The following is a 15,396-nucleotide window of genomic DNA, read 5'->3' on the forward strand; positions in this document are numbered from 1 at the left end:
GAATATTTAATCAACTTCAAATAACCGGAGCGGTAAAAAAATGCCAGGAATTTTCCTGGCTGAATGGTTTATCAATGCTTATCGCTTTTCATATTCGGGTGCTAACTCATATAAGATTATTCAGCATAAAGATCGTCGAAGCTAAAGTTTCGTAAATTTTCTCATTGGGAATTATTCTTAATAGCCAGCTCCTTTCTGGAAAAAAAGGTGGTTTATCAGACGCTATTCTCAGGGCCAAATGCCAATAAAAACGCACCGGCAGACGATAAATATGCAGCAAAATGGCGAATTGATCGCCATTGCTCAGGTCTTAATGCCTGTCTGGGATGGAATATGAGCCGTCTGAAGAGGTAATTACGGCCTGCGATTGAGGTTAAGCGCTGTTTAAAGCGAGGAAAAAATGCGATCGCGATCGCTTTTTATTACGCTTCTCACCCCGCCCTTAGCGATTTAATAGCAAAAGAGCGGCAAATTTTGCCGCTCCGCTCTGCGTATTATTCTTAAAACGGTGTGAAATCAGCGGGTCAGCGCCTGTTAAATAAGGTGCTGGCCGGAGGAATTAATGCTCAATCGAGGTCAGCAGCGGCTCAGGCTTGATGCGCATCGCCCAGAGCACGCCGAAGATCAGGCAGAGAATACCGGCCAGCGTCAGCAGCGGCGGCCAGCTTTGTCGCCACAGAAAGGTCCACAGCAGGCCGGACAACGTTTCAAATACGATAAGCGGTCCCATAAACACCGTCGGCAGTCGCTGGCTGGCGGCATTCCAGCACAGGGTGCCGAGCCAGGAGCAGAGCAGGCCAATCATCAGCATCAGCGGCAGAAACAGCTGCGGTTGCGGGCCAAACGGCAGCGCGAAGTTCGGCTGCTGCCACGCCAGTTGAGCCCCCACCAGCGCATACATCACCAGCGCCAGCGGCAGCGTCACGATCCCCTGCGCCGTCGCCCAGGTGGCGGGCTTGTGCTGCGGATGGGTGCGCAGCCAGCGCGCGTTGCGCAGCGGATACCAGGTCCAGCATGCGACCGCCAGCACCGCCAGCGCGATGCCGCTCAGGTAGCGGGCTACATCCCATTCGCCCTCCTGCCCGCGCAGTTCGGCGATATTGACGCACGCCAGACCGGCGCCGATCGCCAGCAGCGCAGGCGTCAGCCGACGCCAGGCCAGGCGTCCTTCAAGATGGCCGTAAAGGAGATTGGCGGTAATCGCCATCACCACCGGCAGCGTGCCGATAATCATGGTGGATACCGGCGCGCCGGTGCGCTGAATCGCGCTGGCGAGAAAGGTGTAATAAAGAAGGTTGCCCACCAGCGACAGTTTTAGCGCCTCGCGCCAGTCAGCCGGCAGCAGCTTACGCAGGCGACGGCGATCCAGCCAGGCGAGCGGCAGCGCGATCAGGCCGAACGCGACATAGCGTCCGGCAGACTGCAGCGCGCCAGGATAGTCCGGCACCAGCAGCGGCCCAACGAAAATCAGTCCCCACATCAGCCCTGCGGCAAGGGCAAAAAACACGCCAGCTAACATCATCTCTTCCTTTATTAAAGTGCGTAAGGAAGTGTGGCGGAAAAAGCAGGGAAAAATCTTGTAGCAGATTGCGGTTCGCCCTAAGCGCCGCGCACCTGTTTTTGATAGCGCACCGGCGTAATGCCGTAACGCTGGGCGAAAGCGCGGGTGAGATGCGCCTGGTCACTCAGGCCGACGCTCGCCGCCACGCTGGCGGCCGACAACCCGCGCGCCAGCAGCAGCTTGGCTTCATATAGCCGATATGCCATCAGCATCTGATGCGGCGTAACGTGAAAGTGGGCGCGGAAGGCGCGCAGAAAATGCCACGGCGAGAGCCCCGCCAGCGAAGCCAGCTCTTCCAGCCTTACCGACTCGGCCAGATTGTCGCGCAGGTAATCGCGCACCTGGTCGAAGCGGTGACGCCCCTCTTCTTTGCCTTTATGTGCCATGCGCGCCAGCGGCCTTAGCTGCGCCAGCACTTCGCCCATCAGGCTTTGCCGCGCCAGCGGGCTGTCGGCCAGCCACAGCGCCGACAGCGCCTGCGATAGCGGCAGCGCCAGATGCGAGTCGGTGCGCAGCGCGTCGCTGAACCACCAGCCGCGGTCGCCGGTAAGCTGCGCCATCTCATTTGGCTGGATATAGATCATCTGATAACGCCAGCCCTCATCACAGGCGGACTCGCCGGTGTGTAGCTCGTCGGGATTCATCATGACCAGCGAATGGGTCGGCGCCGTGTACTGCGCACCGCGATAGCGAAATCGCTGCGCGCCCGATTCGATAGTGCCGATGCCGAAAGCCTCATGCGTATGCGGCTCAAACGCATAGCGGGTAATATGCGCCTGATAGAGTTCTACGCCTGGCAGCTCGGCAAACTGGCGAAACTGCGCGCGATCTTTTTCGCAGGGAAAAATAGCCGGAACGCCCTCCACCTCGATCTCCTCGTTAACCAGACAGGCTTTCAGCATGCCAGCGACAGCTGGCGAATTGCAAAAGAGTTTTGGGTTTTCGCGACGGCCGGCGCGCGCAGCGCGCATTTTTGACAAGCCGTGCTGACGCAGCGTAAGGCAGCGTATTTCATTAACACCAGACGAAAAAAAGCCCCGCATAAACGGGGCCTGAGATCGTGATGCGATGGCGCAACAATCAGAACGGGATATCGTCGTCGAAATCCATCGGCGGTTCGTTGTTGTTGCTCGCCGGGGCGCTCTGCGGCTGCGGACGCGACTGCGCGCCGCCGCTGAACTGGTTTCCACCCTGCGGCTGCTGCGGCTGGCCCCAGCCGTTGTTGTTGCCGCCGCTCTGCTGGCCGCCGCCCATCGGCGCGCCGCCTGCGCTGGCGCCGCCCTGCTGACGGCCGCCCAGCATCTGCATGGTGCCGCCGACGTTGACCACCACTTCCGTGGTATAGCGATCCTGGCCGCCCTGGTCCTGCCATTTGCGGGTGCGCAGCTGGCCTTCGATATAGACCTGCGAACCTTTACGCAGATATTCGCCGGCGACTTCCGCCAGCTTGCCGAACAGCACAACGCGGTGCCACTCGGTGATCTCTTTGTTTTCACCGGTCTGCTTGTCACGCCAGCTTTCCGAGGTGGCCAGCGTAATGTTGGCAACCGCGCCACCATTCGGCATGTAGCGCACTTCCGGATCCTGACCCAGATTCCCGACAAGAATCACTTTATTTACGCCACGACTGGCCATGTTGCTCTCTCCCGATGAGTTGTTACTTAAGAGTCTAAACGATCAATTCTACCACGTCCTGCTAAGCGTTCCCACTTTCGAGCCGCCTCGCAGAGGCGCTCATTTTACACCCAAAAAGCAAAAAATACTGGATATTTAATCAGTCTATTTTTTGTGCCATAATACCCTGTTTACGCTAATCGTGTCCGCAAGACACGGGGCGTGCTGCTCAATCCGGGAAAGGTGAATGGATAAGATCGAAGTTCGTGGTGCCCGCACCCATAATTTGAAAAACATCAACCTGATCATCCCTCGCGACAAACTCATAGTGGTCACCGGCCTGTCAGGCTCCGGTAAGTCCTCTCTGGCGTTTGATACGCTCTATGCGGAAGGTCAGCGCCGCTACGTAGAGTCGCTCTCTGCCTATGCGCGTCAGTTTCTTTCTCTGATGGAGAAGCCGGACGTCGACCATATCGAAGGTCTGTCGCCCGCTATCTCTATCGAGCAGAAGTCCACTTCACACAACCCGCGCTCTACGGTCGGCACGATCACCGAGATCCACGACTATCTGCGTCTGCTGTTCGCCCGCGTAGGCGAACCGCGCTGCCCGGATCATGACGTGCCGCTGGCGGCGCAGACCGTAAGCCAGATGGTGGACAACGTGCTGGCGCAGGAAGAGGGCCGACGCCTGATGCTGCTGGCGCCGGTGGTGAAAGATCGCAAGGGCGAACACACCAAAACGCTGGAAAACCTTGCGGCGCAGGGCTACATCCGCGCGCGTATCGACGGCGAAGTATGCGATCTCTCCGATCCGCCGAAGCTGGAGCTGCAGAAAAAGCACACCATCGAAGTCGTCATCGATCGCTTCAAGGTGCGCGAGGATCTGGCGACGCGTCTCGCCGAGTCCCTTGAAACCGCGCTGGATCTTTCCGGCGGGACAGCGATCGTCGCCGATATGGACGACGCGGACGCGGAAGAGCTGCTCTTCTCCGCCAATTTCGCCTGCCCGATCTGCGGCTACAGCATGCGCGAACTGGAGCCGCGTCTCTTTTCGTTCAACAACCCGGCTGGCGCCTGCCCGACCTGCGACGGTCTGGGCGTGCAGCAATATTTCGATCCTGACCGCGTGGTGCAGAACGGCGAGCTGTCGCTGGCCGGTGGCGCGATCCGCGGCTGGGATCGCCGCAACTTCTATTATTTCCAGATGCTGCGCTCGCTGGCCGAGCATCTTAACTTTGACGTCGAAGCGCCGTTCAACACCCTGAGCGAGAAAGCGCGTCAGGTCATTCTCTACGGTTCCGGCAAAGAGAATATTGAGTTCAAGTACATCAACGATCGCGGCGACACCTCGGTGCGTCGTCATCCGTTCGAAGGCGTGCTGCACAATATGGAGCGCCGCTATAAAGAGACGGAATCCAATGCAGTGCGCGAGGATCTGGCGAAGTTCATCAGCAACCGCGCCTGCGCCAGCTGCGAAGGCACCCGCCTGCGTCGCGAAGCGCGCCACGTGTTTGTGGAGAACACCAATCTGCCGACCATCTCCGATATGAGCATCGGCCATGCGATGGATTTCTTCCGCAACCTTAAGCTGAGCGGCCAGCGCGCCAAAATCGCGGAGAAAGTGCTGAAGGAGATTGGCGACCGTCTGAGCTTCCTGGTGAACGTCGGCCTGAACTACCTGTCGATGTCGCGCTCCGCAGAGACGCTCTCCGGCGGCGAAGCGCAGCGTATCCGCCTGGCGAGCCAGATCGGCGCCGGACTGGTGGGCGTGATGTATGTGCTGGATGAGCCGTCAATCGGCCTGCATCAGCGCGACAACGAGCGCCTGCTCAGCACCCTGATTCACCTGCGCGATCTCGGCAACACCGTGATTGTGGTCGAGCATGATGAAGACGCCATCCGCGCGGCGGACCACGTGATCGATATCGGCCCCGGCGCCGGCGTGCACGGCGGCCAGATCGTGGCGGAAGGCACGGTGCACGAAATCATGGCGGTGGAAGAGTCGCTGACCGGCCAGTTCCTTAGCGGCAAGCGCGAGATCGCGGTGCCGCAGGAGCGCGTGAAAGGCGATCCCACCAAAACGCTGAAGCTCAGCGGCGCGCGCGGCAACAACCTGAAAGACGTGACGCTGACGCTGCCGGTCGGCCTGTTCACCTGTATCACCGGCGTCTCCGGCTCAGGTAAATCGACGCTGATTAACGATACGCTGTTCCCGATCGCGCAGCGTCATCTGAACGGCGCGACCACCGGCGAAGCGGCGCCCTATCGCGAGATCAGCGGGCTTGAGCACTTCGATAAAGTGATCGATATCGACCAGAGCCCAATCGGCCGCACGCCGCGCTCCAACCCGGCGACCTACACCGGCATCTTTACGCCGGTGCGCGAGCTGTTCGCAGGCGTGCCGGAAGCGCGTTCGCGCGGCTACAATCCGGGCCGCTTCAGCTTTAACGTGCGCGGCGGCCGCTGCGAGGCCTGCCAGGGCGACGGCGTGCTGAAGGTTGAAATGCACTTCCTGCCCGATATCTACGTGCCCTGCGACCAGTGCAAAGGTAAGCGCTATAACCGCGAGACGCTGGAGATTAAGTACAAAGGCAAGAGCATCCATGAAGTGCTGGAGATGACCATCGAAGAGGCGCGCGAGTTCTTTGACGCCGTCCCGGCGCTGGCGCGCAAGCTGCAGACCCTGATGGATGTCGGCCTCTCCTATATTCGTCTCGGCCAGTCGGCGACGACCCTTTCCGGCGGCGAGGCGCAGCGCGTCAAGCTGGCGCGCGAGCTGTCGAAACGCGGCACCGGCCAGACGCTCTATATTCTGGATGAGCCGACCACCGGCCTGCACTTCGCCGATATCGCCCAGCTGCTGGAGGTGCTGCATCAGCTGCGCAATCAGGGCAACACCATCGTGGTGATTGAGCATAACCTTGACGTGATCAAAACGGCGGACTGGATTGTCGATCTTGGCCCGGAAGGCGGCAGCGGCGGCGGTGAAATCCTCGTCGCAGGTACGCCGGAAACCGTAGCGGAGTGCGAGAAATCGCATACCGCGCGCTTCCTGAAGCCACTGCTGGTGAAAAAGAGCGCCTAGCGCTCATTTCCTACAAGCGGCTGGCGCCAGCCGCGTTAGTCCATAAAGGTCCTCTCAGGCCCGCCGCAGGCGGGCCTTTTTTTGCTGCATATTTCCTCCGATAAAAACAGAATCAGGCAAGATTCAGGCATGTATAGGCATAGCCGCGCTGACCTTCTGTGACTATCCTTTTAACGTTCCTCATTAGCGCGCTCTGTTGGCTGCGCCCTCTTATCACGGCGCCCTGCGCGCCGAACTCAAGACTCTATTCACGACACAACGAACCTGGAGACACCATGAATATTACGCACGCCTACGCTGCTCAGGACGCGAAATCCCCGCTGGCGCCGTTCGATTACAAACCGCGCGAGCTGCGCGCGCATGATGTACAGATTGAAGTGTTGTTCTGTGGCGTTTGTCACTCTGACCTGCATCAGGCCCGCAACGAGTGGAAAAACACCCTTTTTCCGGTCGTGCCGGGACATGAAATCGTCGGCCGCGTGACCGCTGTCGGCGGCCATGCCAGCAAATACAAAGTCGGCGATCTGGTTGGCGTCGGCTGCATGGTCGACTCCTGCCGCAGCTGTCCAAGCTGCCAGGAAGGGCTGGAGCAGTATTGCGAAGTCGGCTTCGTCGGCACCTATAACGGCCAGGATCGCGAAACCGGCGACGTCACCTACGGCGGTTACTCAACGGCGGTGGTCGTCGATGAGAACTTCGTGCTGCGCGTGCCGGAAAATCTGGATCTGGCGGGCGTCGCGCCGCTGCTGTGCGCAGGCATCACCACCTACTCGCCGCTGCGCCACTGGAACGTCGGTCCGGGCAAAAAAGTTGGTATCGTCGGCCTGGGCGGCCTGGGCCATATGGGCGTGAAAATTGCGCACGCGATGGGCGCGCATGTGGTGCTGTTCACCACCTCGCCGTCGAAAATTGAAGACGGCAAGCGCCTGGGCGCGGATGAAGTGGTGATCTCGAAAGATGCGGATCAGATGGCGCAGCACGCCAACAGCTTCGATTTCATCCTGAATACCGTGGCGGCGCAGCACGATCTCAACCCGTTTATCGCCCTGCTGAAGCGCGACGGCAATATGACGCTGGTCGGCGCGCCGGAGCACGATCACCCGGCGCCGCAGGTATTTAACCTGATCATGAAACGCCGCAGCATTGCCGGCTCGCTGATCGGCGGCATCGCCGAAACACAGGAGATGCTCGATTTCTGCGGCAAGCACGGCATTACTTCCGATATTGAACTGATTGCGATGAATCAGATCAACGAAGCCTACGAGCGTATGCTGAAAAGCGACGTGAAGTACCGCTTTGTTATCGATATCAATACGCTGCGCGACGAAGCGGCGGCGTAAGCAACACCCGGCGCGCGGCTTCAGGCCGCGCGCTTCTTCTCTCAGACGCCCGCCGCGCGGGTCGCGCCAGCCTGCTGATAAGAGGCATCCACCAGATAGTAGATCTGCGAATCTTTCAGCGATCCGTCCAGCAGCAGCGTGCTCCAGTGCGTCTTATTGAGATGCTCGCTGGGAAAGACGTCGCTGTGCTCCTCACGCAGCAAGTCCGCCAGCGCAGGCGTCGTTTTGAGCGACACCGCCGGACGCCCCTCAACCTCATGCACCATGGCGAACAGCACGCCGCCGCTTTTAATTTGCGTCGCTTTCCAGTCGCTGTGCACGCTCTGCTCCGCGTCCGGTTTGCTCATGCAGTAAGTCAGCAGATCTGACGTATTCATTTCGACTCCCCTTGTAAAGTGGCGACAATGCGCCGCGCGCCGCCGTGAATGCGGTGTTCCCCTAACCAGATGCCCTGCCAGGTGCCCAGCATCAGCCTGCCGCGCTGAACCGGCAGCAGCAGCGATACGCCCAGCGTGGAGGATTTGATATGGGCCGGCATATCGTCGCGGCCTTCATAGTCGTGCTGGTAAGGCGCCGCTTCCGGAACCTGACGCATAAAATGGTTTTCCATATCGCTGCGCACCGTGGGATCGCAGTTTTCATTCAGCGTCAGCGACGCTGAAGTGTGCTGCAGCAGCAGATGCAACAGGCCGGTCTGCACCTGAGCCAGCGCCGGAATTTGGCCGACGATCTCGTCAGTGACCAGATGAAAACCGCGTGATTTCTCACCGAGCGTGAGCGTTTGTTGATGCCACATGCCTTGTTCCTGAGTTAGTTACACCGTTTAAGTGTGCAATAAGTCGCGGAAAGGTAAACCTGAAGGCGAAAAAAAACCGTCAGCCTGAGCGGACGGTTTGTATCTGGAGCAAGCCAGGGACGCGGATGACAGAATCCGCTACATCACATGACGGCGGCAAACGCCTGCGCGACCTGCTGCACGTTATTGCTGTTAAGCCCGGCGACGCAGATACGACCGCTGCCCACCAGATAGATGCCGAACTCTTCACGCAGTCGATCGACCTGCTGCGCGCTCAGGCCGGTGTAGCTGAACATGCCGCGCTGCTTCAGCAGGTAGTCAAAGTTTTTGCCGGGCAGCGCCGTGCTGAGCACGTCCACCAGGGTTTTGCGCATGGCGATAATACGCAGGCGCATCGCCTCGACTTCCGCCAGCCAGTTCGCTTTCAGCGCGTCGTCGTTGAGCACGCGCGCCACCACCTGCGCGCCGAAGTTCGGCGGGCTGGAGTAGTTGCGGCGCACCGTGGCTTTCAGCTGGCCCAGCACGCGTCCCGCCTCTTCGGTGCTGTCGCACACGATAGAGAGGCCGCCGACGCGTTCGCCATACAGCGAGAAAATTTTCGAGAAGGAGTTGCTGACCAGCGCCGGCAGGCCAGCGGCGGCGATAGCGCGAATGGCATAGGCGTCCGCTTCCATTCCCGCGCCGAAGCCCTGATAGGCGATATCAAGGAACGGAATCAGCTCCTGCGCCTTCAGCACCTCAACGGTTTGATCCCACTGCGCGTCAGTGAGGTCGGCGCCGGTTGGGTTATGGCAGCAGGGGTGCAGCAGCACGATGCTCTGCTTCGGCAGTGCTTTCAGCGCGGCGAGGAAGGCGTCGAATTTTACGCCGTTGGTCTCTGCGTCGTACCACGGATAGCTCTTCACCTCGAAACCCGCGCCGTTGAAGATCGCCACGTGGTTATCCCAGGTCGGATCGCTGACCCATACGCCGGAGTTTGGGAAGTAACGCTTGAGGAAATCCGCGCCGACTTTCAGCGCGCCGGAGCCGCCCAGCGTCTGAATCGACGCGATACGGCCCGCCTTCAGCATAGGGTGATCGGCGCCGAACAGCAGCGGCGCAATGGCGTTGCGGTACGCGTTGAGGCCTTCCATCGGCAGATAGAGCGATGCCTGCTGCGGCTCGGCCTTGAGCTGTTCTTCTGCGGCGGCGACCGCTTGCAGCTGAGGAATAATGCCCTGCTCGTCGTAGTAGAGGCCGATGCTGAGATTCACTTTATTCGTGCGCGGATCCTGTTTAAAGGTTTCCATCAGCGACAGAATCGGATCGCCGGCGTAGGCATCAACGTTTTGAAACACGGTGCAGATCTCCATGTGTGGTCGTAAGAATCAGAGGTGTATGCAGCATTAAACCATGTACCGTCCGGGACGATGGTTCATGGCGATAATCAGGTTAAGGATCACTGCGCCCGCGACCGACGCCAGCAGCATCGGCCCGCTGACGACGAACAGCGACGCCAGCACGACGCAGGTATCGACGGCCATTTGCAGTTTGCCGGCGCGCAGCCCAGTGCGATCCTGCAGCCACAGCGCCAGGATATTGATCCCGCCCAGGCTGGCTTTATGACGAAACAATACTATAAACCCAATGCCCATGATCACGTTACCGAACAGTGTCGCATAAAAGGGATTGAGCGCGGAAAAGTGGACAAAGAGCGGATGCAGATGGGTGAAGAGCGACACCAGCCCCACCGCGCAAAAGGTTTTCAGCGTGAATTCCCATCCCATGCGGCGTACCGCCAGCCAGTAAAACGGCAGGTTGATCAGGAAAAAGGCGCTGCCGAACGAGAGCGGCGACAGGTAGCTAATCAGGAAGGCGATACCGGCGGTGCTGCCGGTGAGCGCGCCCGCCTGCTTCAGCATAATGACGCCGAAAGAGACCATCAGCGTGCCGAGCACTATTGCCAGCGCGTCTTCAATTCGGGAATGGGGAATGCGGGTAGGTTCTACGACGTTATCCATAGGTAATCTTATTGCACTCTAAGCGGAAAAAGCATGGCGTTAAGATGCAAAAAACGCACCATACCGTCGGCTTATGGTCGCTTTCGGCAGGTGCCAGTGATTATCCATTTGATAACTAAGGCGCTTTTGTTGCTTGTTTTTGCGCACGCCTTGCGGGAAAACCGTCAATTCATGCACAAATTCGAATTCTGACGCATATCTTTTGCATTATCTGGCGAGCTATTGCACCAATTAAGCACATCATGCACTCTTTTGGCGCATTTTGTGCGCGGGTGCCATCATCAGGCCGTTCTCTTTCAGGCGACCCAGCACCACCGAGGTTTTCACATGCGACACGCTTTGATGGCCCGCTACCAGCTGGCTTATCAGCGCGCTCAGCGAAGCGAGATCCGCTACGGCGACTTTCAACAGATAATCTGCGTCGCCGGTGGTTTTGTAGGCGTCGACGATCGCCTCTTCCTGCTCCACCATGCGGTGAAAGCTGTCAACGTATTCGGCGGTGTGATTAATCAGCCGCACCTCAATCAGACCAACCATGCCCAGACCGATCGCATCAGGCGACAGACGCGCATGATAGCCGAGGATCAAATTCGCCTGTTCAAGGTTGATGCGGCGGCGCGAACATTGCGATGCCGACAGGCCCACTAAATCGCTCAGCTCCTGGTTGGTCAGGCGGCCGTTAGATTGTAATAAAGTCAGTATTTTCAGGTCGTAATCATCTACGTGAGTCATGCTGCTTCCAGTGCGTAAACGTGCGCTGTGATACAGATAACCCGATTAACGGCGAGGTTGTCCAACACTATTTTCTGATGATGCGAGGCGGCATGCACAGATCGTGCATGCCGGGAGAGAGAGTTATTCGTCGTCGTACGCCGGACCGGCATAGTTGTCGAAGCGCGACCACTGACCGTTGAAGGTCAGGCGCACCGTACCGATAGGACCGTTACGCTGTTTACCCAGAATAATCTCGGCGATGCCTTTGAGATCGCTGTTTTCATGGTAAACCTCGTCGCGGTAGATAAACATAATCAGGTCGGCGTCCTGCTCAATAGAGCCGGATTCACGCAGGTCGGAGTTGACCGGACGCTTATCGGCGCGCTGCTCCAGCGAGCGGTTGAGCTGCGACAGCGCCACTACCGGCACGTTAAGCTCTTTCGCCAGCGCCTTGAGCGAGCGAGAGATTTCGGCAATCTCCAGCGTACGGTTGTCAGAGAGCGCCGGCACGCGCATCAGCTGCAGGTAGTCGATCATGATCATGCTCAGTCCGCCGTTTTCACGGAAGACGCGTCGCGCGCGCGAGCGCACTTCGGTCGGCGTCAGGCCGGAGGAGTCGTCGATATACATATTCTTCTTCTCCAGCAGGATGCCCATGGTGCCGGAGATACGCGCCCAGTCTTCGTCGTCAAGCTGGCCGGTACGGATGCGCGTCTGATCCACGCGCGACAGCGACGCCAGCATACGCATCATAATCTGCTCGCTGGGCATCTCCAGACTGAAGATCAGCACCGGCTTGTCGTGCAGCATGGCGGCGTTTTCGCACAGGTTCATGGCGAAGGTGGTTTTACCCATCGACGGACGCGCCGCGACGATAATCAGATCCGAAGGCTGAAGACCGGCGGTCTTTTTATTCAGGTCCTGATAGCCGGTGTCGACGCCGGTCACGCCGTCGTGCGGCGTCGAGACCAGGGATTCGATGCGCGAAACCGTGGCTTCCAGCACCTCCTGAATGTTCTTCGGCCCTTCATCTTTGCTGGCGCGCGACTCGGCGATTTTAAAGACGTTGGACTCGGCGAAGTCGAGCAGTTCGTCGCTGTTGCGTCCCTGCGGATCGTAACCGGCGTCGGCGATCTGATTCGCGACCGAGATCATTTCGCGCACGACCGCGCGTTCGCGCACGATATCCGCATAGGCGCCGATGTTTGCCGCGCTAGGGGTGTTTTTCGCCAGCTCCGCCAGATAGGCGAACCCGCCCGCCATCTCCAGCTCGCCGCGCGTTTCCAGCGACTCGGAGAGCGTGATCAGGTCGATGGGCTGGCCCGCTTCCAGCAGACGCTGCATCTCGGAAAAGATCAGACGGTGCGAGCGGTTGAAGAAATCTTCCGCCACGACGCGCTCGGAGACGTTGTCCCAGCGTTCGTTATCCAGCATCAACCCACCCAGCACCGACTGCTCCGCTTCAATCGAATGCGGCGGCATTTTAATACCTTCCAGCTGCCGGTCGGGCGTGTCGTTCGATTTGTTGGTGGGTTTATTTCCTGCCATAGTGAATGCAATACCGATCTTCTGAGGGGACGCGCCAGTATACCTTATGGCGGCGCGCCTCTCACGCCTCATGTTGAACAATCACAGGAGTAAAAATGGCAAAGCGTATTCAGTTCACCGCGCAGGGCGGGCCTGAGGTATTGCAATGGGTAGATGTCGATCCTGCCGATCCTGCTGAACGCGAAGTGCAGGTAGAGAACCGCGCTATCGGCATTAACTATATCGATACCTACGTGCGCGGCGGCCTTTATCCGGTTCCCACGCTGCCCTCTGGCCTCGGCACCGAAGCGGCGGGCGTGGTGAAGCGCGTCGGCAGCGCGGTCACACGCTTTAAGCCGGGCGATCGCGTGGTCTATTGCCAGGCGACGCTGGGCGCCTACAGCGAGCTGCACAACGTGGCGGAAGATCGCCTGATGCTGTTGCCGGACGCCATCAGCTTCGAACAGGCTGCCGCCAGCTTTCTGAAGGGGCTCACCGTGCACTATCTGCTGCGCCAGACCTATCAGGTGAAGCCGGACGAGACCTTTCTGTTCCATGCGGCGGCGGGCGGCGTTGGCCTGATTGCCTGCCAGTGGGCCAAAGCGCTCAGCGCGCATCTTATCGGCACCGTCGGGTCGGCGGAAAAGGCGAAGCTGGCGAAAGCGGCGGGTGCCTGGGCGACCATCAACTACCGGGAAGAGAATATCGCTGAACGCGTCAGCCAGCTGACCGACGGCAAAAAAGTCGCGGTGGTGTATGACTCGGTGGGCAAAGATACCTGGGAAGCGTCGCTGGATTCGCTGCGCCGTCAGGGGCTGATGGTGAGTTTTGGTAATGCTTCCGGGCCGGTTACCGGCGTGGATTTGAGCATTCTCAACCAGAAAGGCTCGCTGTTTGTCACGCGCCCTTCGCTCTACGGTTATATCACCAACCGCGAAGAGCTGGAGCAGGCGAGCAACGATCTCTTCTCGCTGCTCGCCAGCGGCGCAATCAAGGTCGAAGTGCCGGAACAGCAGAAGTTCCCGCTGAAAGAGGCGGAGCGAGCGCATCGCACGCTAGAAAGCCGCAGCACCCAGGGATCCAGCCTGCTTATTCCCTGATGCCTGAATGCAAACGGGGCTTCCCGTAGGAAGCCCCTTTTCTTTTTATCGTTCGCGCTGGTGTAGGGACAGCGGCGATGAATTCATGTCGACTCAACGGCGATTATCCTGACAGAAAACATAAGTAAAAAATATGTTTAATTGCGAAACTGGCATAAGCAATCTGTCAGTCTGTGATCGCACCCGCAATTAATAGCCGCGACGCCGTTCTAACTTGCTGATTTTACGACGCAGCTTACGGCGCGCCCGTTCGCGGCTATCGCCACAAAAGGCGCGATACATCCAGGCAGCAACCAGCGCCAGCACCAGCCACGGCAACAATTTGATTACAAGTGCAAACAGGCCGCCGATAAACATCACCGCCGTCGCGACCACTAGCGCCGCCAGCACGCCCAGCAGCGAAACGCCTGTGACCAGGAGCATCAGGAAAAAGCCCAGCACAAATAGAATTTCCACGTTGTTACTCCTCTTATTAGTTCTACAGCTTTATTACAAGAAGCGTGCCAGAATTTATCTGTTTGAATAGAAAAGAAAATACCTATAACGACCGCCATAACAGTGGCGAATTTCATCTATTTTTGGCGTAAAAAAAACCAGCCCTCAGGCTGGTTTTTTTCCGCTGCCGCAGGTGGTCAGGCTTCCTGCGGGATCTTATCCGCTACCAGCGCCAGCGCGGCTTCCAGCACGCGTACGTCTGCGCCCGGCTTATGGGCGTTTTCACTCAGATGACGACGCCACTGACGCGCGCCGGGAATGCCCTGGAACAGGCCGAGCATATGACGCGTGACGTGGCCGAGGTAGGTGCCCTTCGCCAGTTCCGCCTCTATATAGGGATACATGCTGCGCACCACCGCTACCGGATCCGCAACCGGCGCGTCACGGCCGAACAGCTCGCGATCGACCTGCGCCAGCAGGCCAGGATTCTGGTAGGCCTCGCGTCCCATCATCACGCCATCAAGATGCTGCAGGTGCGTTTTGGCCTCTTCCAGCGACTTGACGCCGCCGTTAATGGCGATAGTCAGCTGGGGAAAATCACGCTTTAGCTGATAGACGCGCGGATAGTCGAGCGGCGGAATTTCGCGGTTCTCTTTCGGGCTCAGGCCGGAAAGCCAGGCTTTACGCGCATGGATGATAAAGGTGTCGCAGCCGCCGCGCTGCGCGACGGTGCCGACAAAATCGGTCAAAAAGGCGTAGCTGTCCTGTTGGTCGATGCCGATACGGGTTTTTACCGTCACCGGAATCGAAACCACCTGACGCATGGCGTCGATGCACTCGGCCACCAGCGACGCTTCCGCCATCAGACAGGCGCCGAAGCGCCCGTTCTGGACGCGATCGGAGGGACAGCCGACGTTGAGGTTTACCTCATCATAGCCACGCTCTTCCGCCAGCTTCGCGCACTGCGCCAGCGCCGCCGGATCGCTGCCGCCAAGCTGCAGCGCGACCGGATGTTCCGCCTCGCTGTAGGCCAGGTAGTCGCCCTTGCCGTGAATAATGGCGCCGGTGGTCACCATTTCGGTGTAGAGCAGCGCGTCGCCAGTCAGCTGACGGTGGAAATAGCGACAGTGTCGGTCGGTCCAGTCGAGCATCGGCGCGATGGAAAAACGTTGCGAGGAGAAAGAATTGCTCATGAAGCGCAGAAAATCCGTTAAGGGTGATGAT

General features: G+C 58.9%; 14 protein-coding genes. 3 read left to right on the top strand and 11 right to left on the bottom strand.

What is annotated here, in order from left to right:
- Window positions 1-559: 559 nt before the first annotated feature.
- The 3 genes from PVE98_RS18105 to ssb1 form a co-directional block, all read right to left on the bottom strand.
- Window positions 560-1,519, bottom strand: coding sequence for a DMT family transporter (locus PVE98_RS18105; protein WP_033749161.1), 960 nt, complete (start codon window positions 1,517-1,519; stop codon window positions 560-562).
- An 80-nt stretch (window positions 1,520-1,599) separates the two neighbouring features.
- The gene (locus tag PVE98_RS18110) at window positions 1,600-2,427 is read right to left on the bottom strand and encodes an AraC family transcriptional regulator (RefSeq protein WP_096073861.1); all 828 of its coding nucleotides are present in this window, start codon (window positions 2,425-2,427) and stop codon (window positions 1,600-1,602) included.
- Window positions 2,428-2,641: 214 nt separating this feature from the next.
- Complete coding sequence (ssb1, locus tag PVE98_RS18115) at window positions 2,642-3,196, bottom strand: single-stranded DNA-binding protein SSB1 (protein WP_033749160.1); 555 nt, start codon at window positions 3,194-3,196, stop codon at window positions 2,642-2,644.
- Window positions 3,197-3,422: 226 nt separating this feature from the next.
- On the opposite strand from ssb1, the gene uvrA reads away from it, so the two are divergent.
- Both uvrA and PVE98_RS18125 read left to right on the top strand, forming a co-directional pair.
- On the top strand, window positions 3,423-6,260 hold the full coding sequence (gene uvrA / locus PVE98_RS18120) for an excinuclease ABC subunit UvrA (protein WP_313619318.1): 2,838 nt from the start codon (window positions 3,423-3,425) through the stop codon (window positions 6,258-6,260).
- A 275-nt stretch (window positions 6,261-6,535) separates the two neighbouring features.
- Window positions 6,536-7,600 (top strand): NAD(P)-dependent alcohol dehydrogenase, encoded by a 1,065-nt coding sequence (locus PVE98_RS18125; RefSeq protein WP_033793196.1) that lies wholly within the window; start codon window positions 6,536-6,538, stop codon window positions 7,598-7,600.
- Between the two features lie 41 nt (window positions 7,601-7,641).
- On the opposite strand, the gene PVE98_RS18130 is transcribed toward PVE98_RS18125, so the two are convergent.
- The 6 genes from PVE98_RS18130 to dnaB form a co-directional block, all read right to left on the bottom strand.
- The gene (locus tag PVE98_RS18130; protein WP_033749157.1) at window positions 7,642-7,977 is read right to left on the bottom strand and encodes an MmcQ/YjbR family DNA-binding protein; all 336 of its coding nucleotides are present in this window, start codon (window positions 7,975-7,977) and stop codon (window positions 7,642-7,644) included.
- Window positions 7,974-8,396 (bottom strand): secondary thiamine-phosphate synthase enzyme YjbQ, encoded by a 423-nt coding sequence (locus PVE98_RS18135; protein WP_033749156.1) that lies wholly within the window; start codon window positions 8,394-8,396, stop codon window positions 7,974-7,976. The genes PVE98_RS18130 and PVE98_RS18135 overlap by 4 nt, the downstream gene beginning before the upstream one ends.
- A 143-nt stretch (window positions 8,397-8,539) precedes the next feature.
- Window positions 8,540-9,733: an amino acid aminotransferase gene (locus PVE98_RS18140; protein WP_096073860.1), complete on the bottom strand. Its 1,194-nt coding sequence runs from the start codon at window positions 9,731-9,733 to the stop codon at window positions 8,540-8,542.
- Between the two features lie 48 nt (window positions 9,734-9,781).
- On the bottom strand, window positions 9,782-10,396 hold the full coding sequence (locus tag PVE98_RS18145; RefSeq protein WP_033749154.1) for a YitT family protein: 615 nt from the start codon (window positions 10,394-10,396) through the stop codon (window positions 9,782-9,784).
- Between the two features lie 240 nt (window positions 10,397-10,636).
- Window positions 10,637-11,128: an Lrp/AsnC family transcriptional regulator gene (locus tag PVE98_RS18150; RefSeq protein WP_033749153.1), complete on the bottom strand. Its 492-nt coding sequence runs from the start codon at window positions 11,126-11,128 to the stop codon at window positions 10,637-10,639.
- A 123-nt stretch (window positions 11,129-11,251) separates the two neighbouring features.
- Window positions 11,252-12,658, bottom strand: coding sequence for a replicative DNA helicase (dnaB, locus tag PVE98_RS18155; protein WP_048781402.1), 1,407 nt, complete (start codon window positions 12,656-12,658; stop codon window positions 11,252-11,254).
- Between the two features lie 95 nt (window positions 12,659-12,753).
- Between dnaB and PVE98_RS18160 the strand changes: the two genes are divergently transcribed.
- A complete protein-coding gene (locus PVE98_RS18160) occupies window positions 12,754-13,737 on the top strand; it encodes a quinone oxidoreductase (protein WP_407568528.1) in 984 nt (327 codons plus the stop codon).
- Window positions 13,738-13,926: 189 nt separating this feature from the next.
- Here the strand turns inward: PVE98_RS18160 and pspG are convergent, their stop codons facing one another.
- Together pspG and dusA are read right to left on the bottom strand one after the other, a co-directional pair.
- Window positions 13,927-14,193 (bottom strand): envelope stress response protein PspG, encoded by a 267-nt coding sequence (gene pspG, locus PVE98_RS18165; RefSeq protein ID WP_096072429.1) that lies wholly within the window; start codon window positions 14,191-14,193, stop codon window positions 13,927-13,929.
- A gap of 176 nt (window positions 14,194-14,369) precedes the next feature.
- The gene (dusA, locus tag PVE98_RS18170; RefSeq protein WP_096072428.1) at window positions 14,370-15,365 is read right to left on the bottom strand and encodes a tRNA dihydrouridine(20/20a) synthase DusA; all 996 of its coding nucleotides are present in this window, start codon (window positions 15,363-15,365) and stop codon (window positions 14,370-14,372) included.
- Window positions 15,366-15,396: the final 31 nt, after the last annotated feature.

This window comes from Pantoea sp. GABEPS69 (assembly GCF_045780835.1).
GTDB classification, from domain to species: Bacteria; Pseudomonadota; Gammaproteobacteria; order Enterobacterales; family Enterobacteriaceae; genus Pantoea; species Pantoea septica.

Bases quoted from the DNA above. Each gene is read 5' to 3' on its own strand.
- PVE98_RS18105 (WP_033749161.1), bottom strand. From the start codon at position 1,519: ATGTTAGCTGGCGTGTTTTTTGCCCTTGCCGCAGGGCTGATGTGGGGA.
- ssb1 (WP_033749160.1), bottom strand. From the start codon at position 3,196: ATGGCCAGTCGTGGCGTAAATAAAGTGATTCTTGTCGGGAATCTGGGT.
- uvrA (WP_313619318.1), top strand. From the start codon at position 3,423: ATGGATAAGATCGAAGTTCGTGGTGCCCGCACCCATAATTTGAAAAAC.
- PVE98_RS18125 (WP_033793196.1), top strand. From the start codon at position 6,536: ATGAATATTACGCACGCCTACGCTGCTCAGGACGCGAAATCCCCGCTG.
- PVE98_RS18130 (WP_033749157.1), bottom strand. From the start codon at position 7,977: ATGAATACGTCAGATCTGCTGACTTACTGCATGAGCAAACCGGACGCG.
- PVE98_RS18135 (WP_033749156.1), bottom strand. From the start codon at position 8,396: ATGTGGCATCAACAAACGCTCACGCTCGGTGAGAAATCACGCGGTTTT.
- PVE98_RS18145 (WP_033749154.1), bottom strand. From the start codon at position 10,396: ATGGATAACGTCGTAGAACCTACCCGCATTCCCCATTCCCGAATTGAA.
- PVE98_RS18150 (WP_033749153.1), bottom strand. From the start codon at position 11,128: ATGACTCACGTAGATGATTACGACCTGAAAATACTGACTTTATTACAA.
- dnaB (WP_048781402.1), bottom strand. From the start codon at position 12,658: ATGGCAGGAAATAAACCCACCAACAAATCGAACGACACGCCCGACCGG.
- PVE98_RS18160 (WP_407568528.1), top strand. From the start codon at position 12,754: ATGGCAAAGCGTATTCAGTTCACCGCGCAGGGCGGGCCTGAGGTATTG.
- dusA (WP_096072428.1), bottom strand. From the start codon at position 15,365: ATGAGCAATTCTTTCTCCTCGCAACGTTTTTCCATCGCGCCGATGCTC.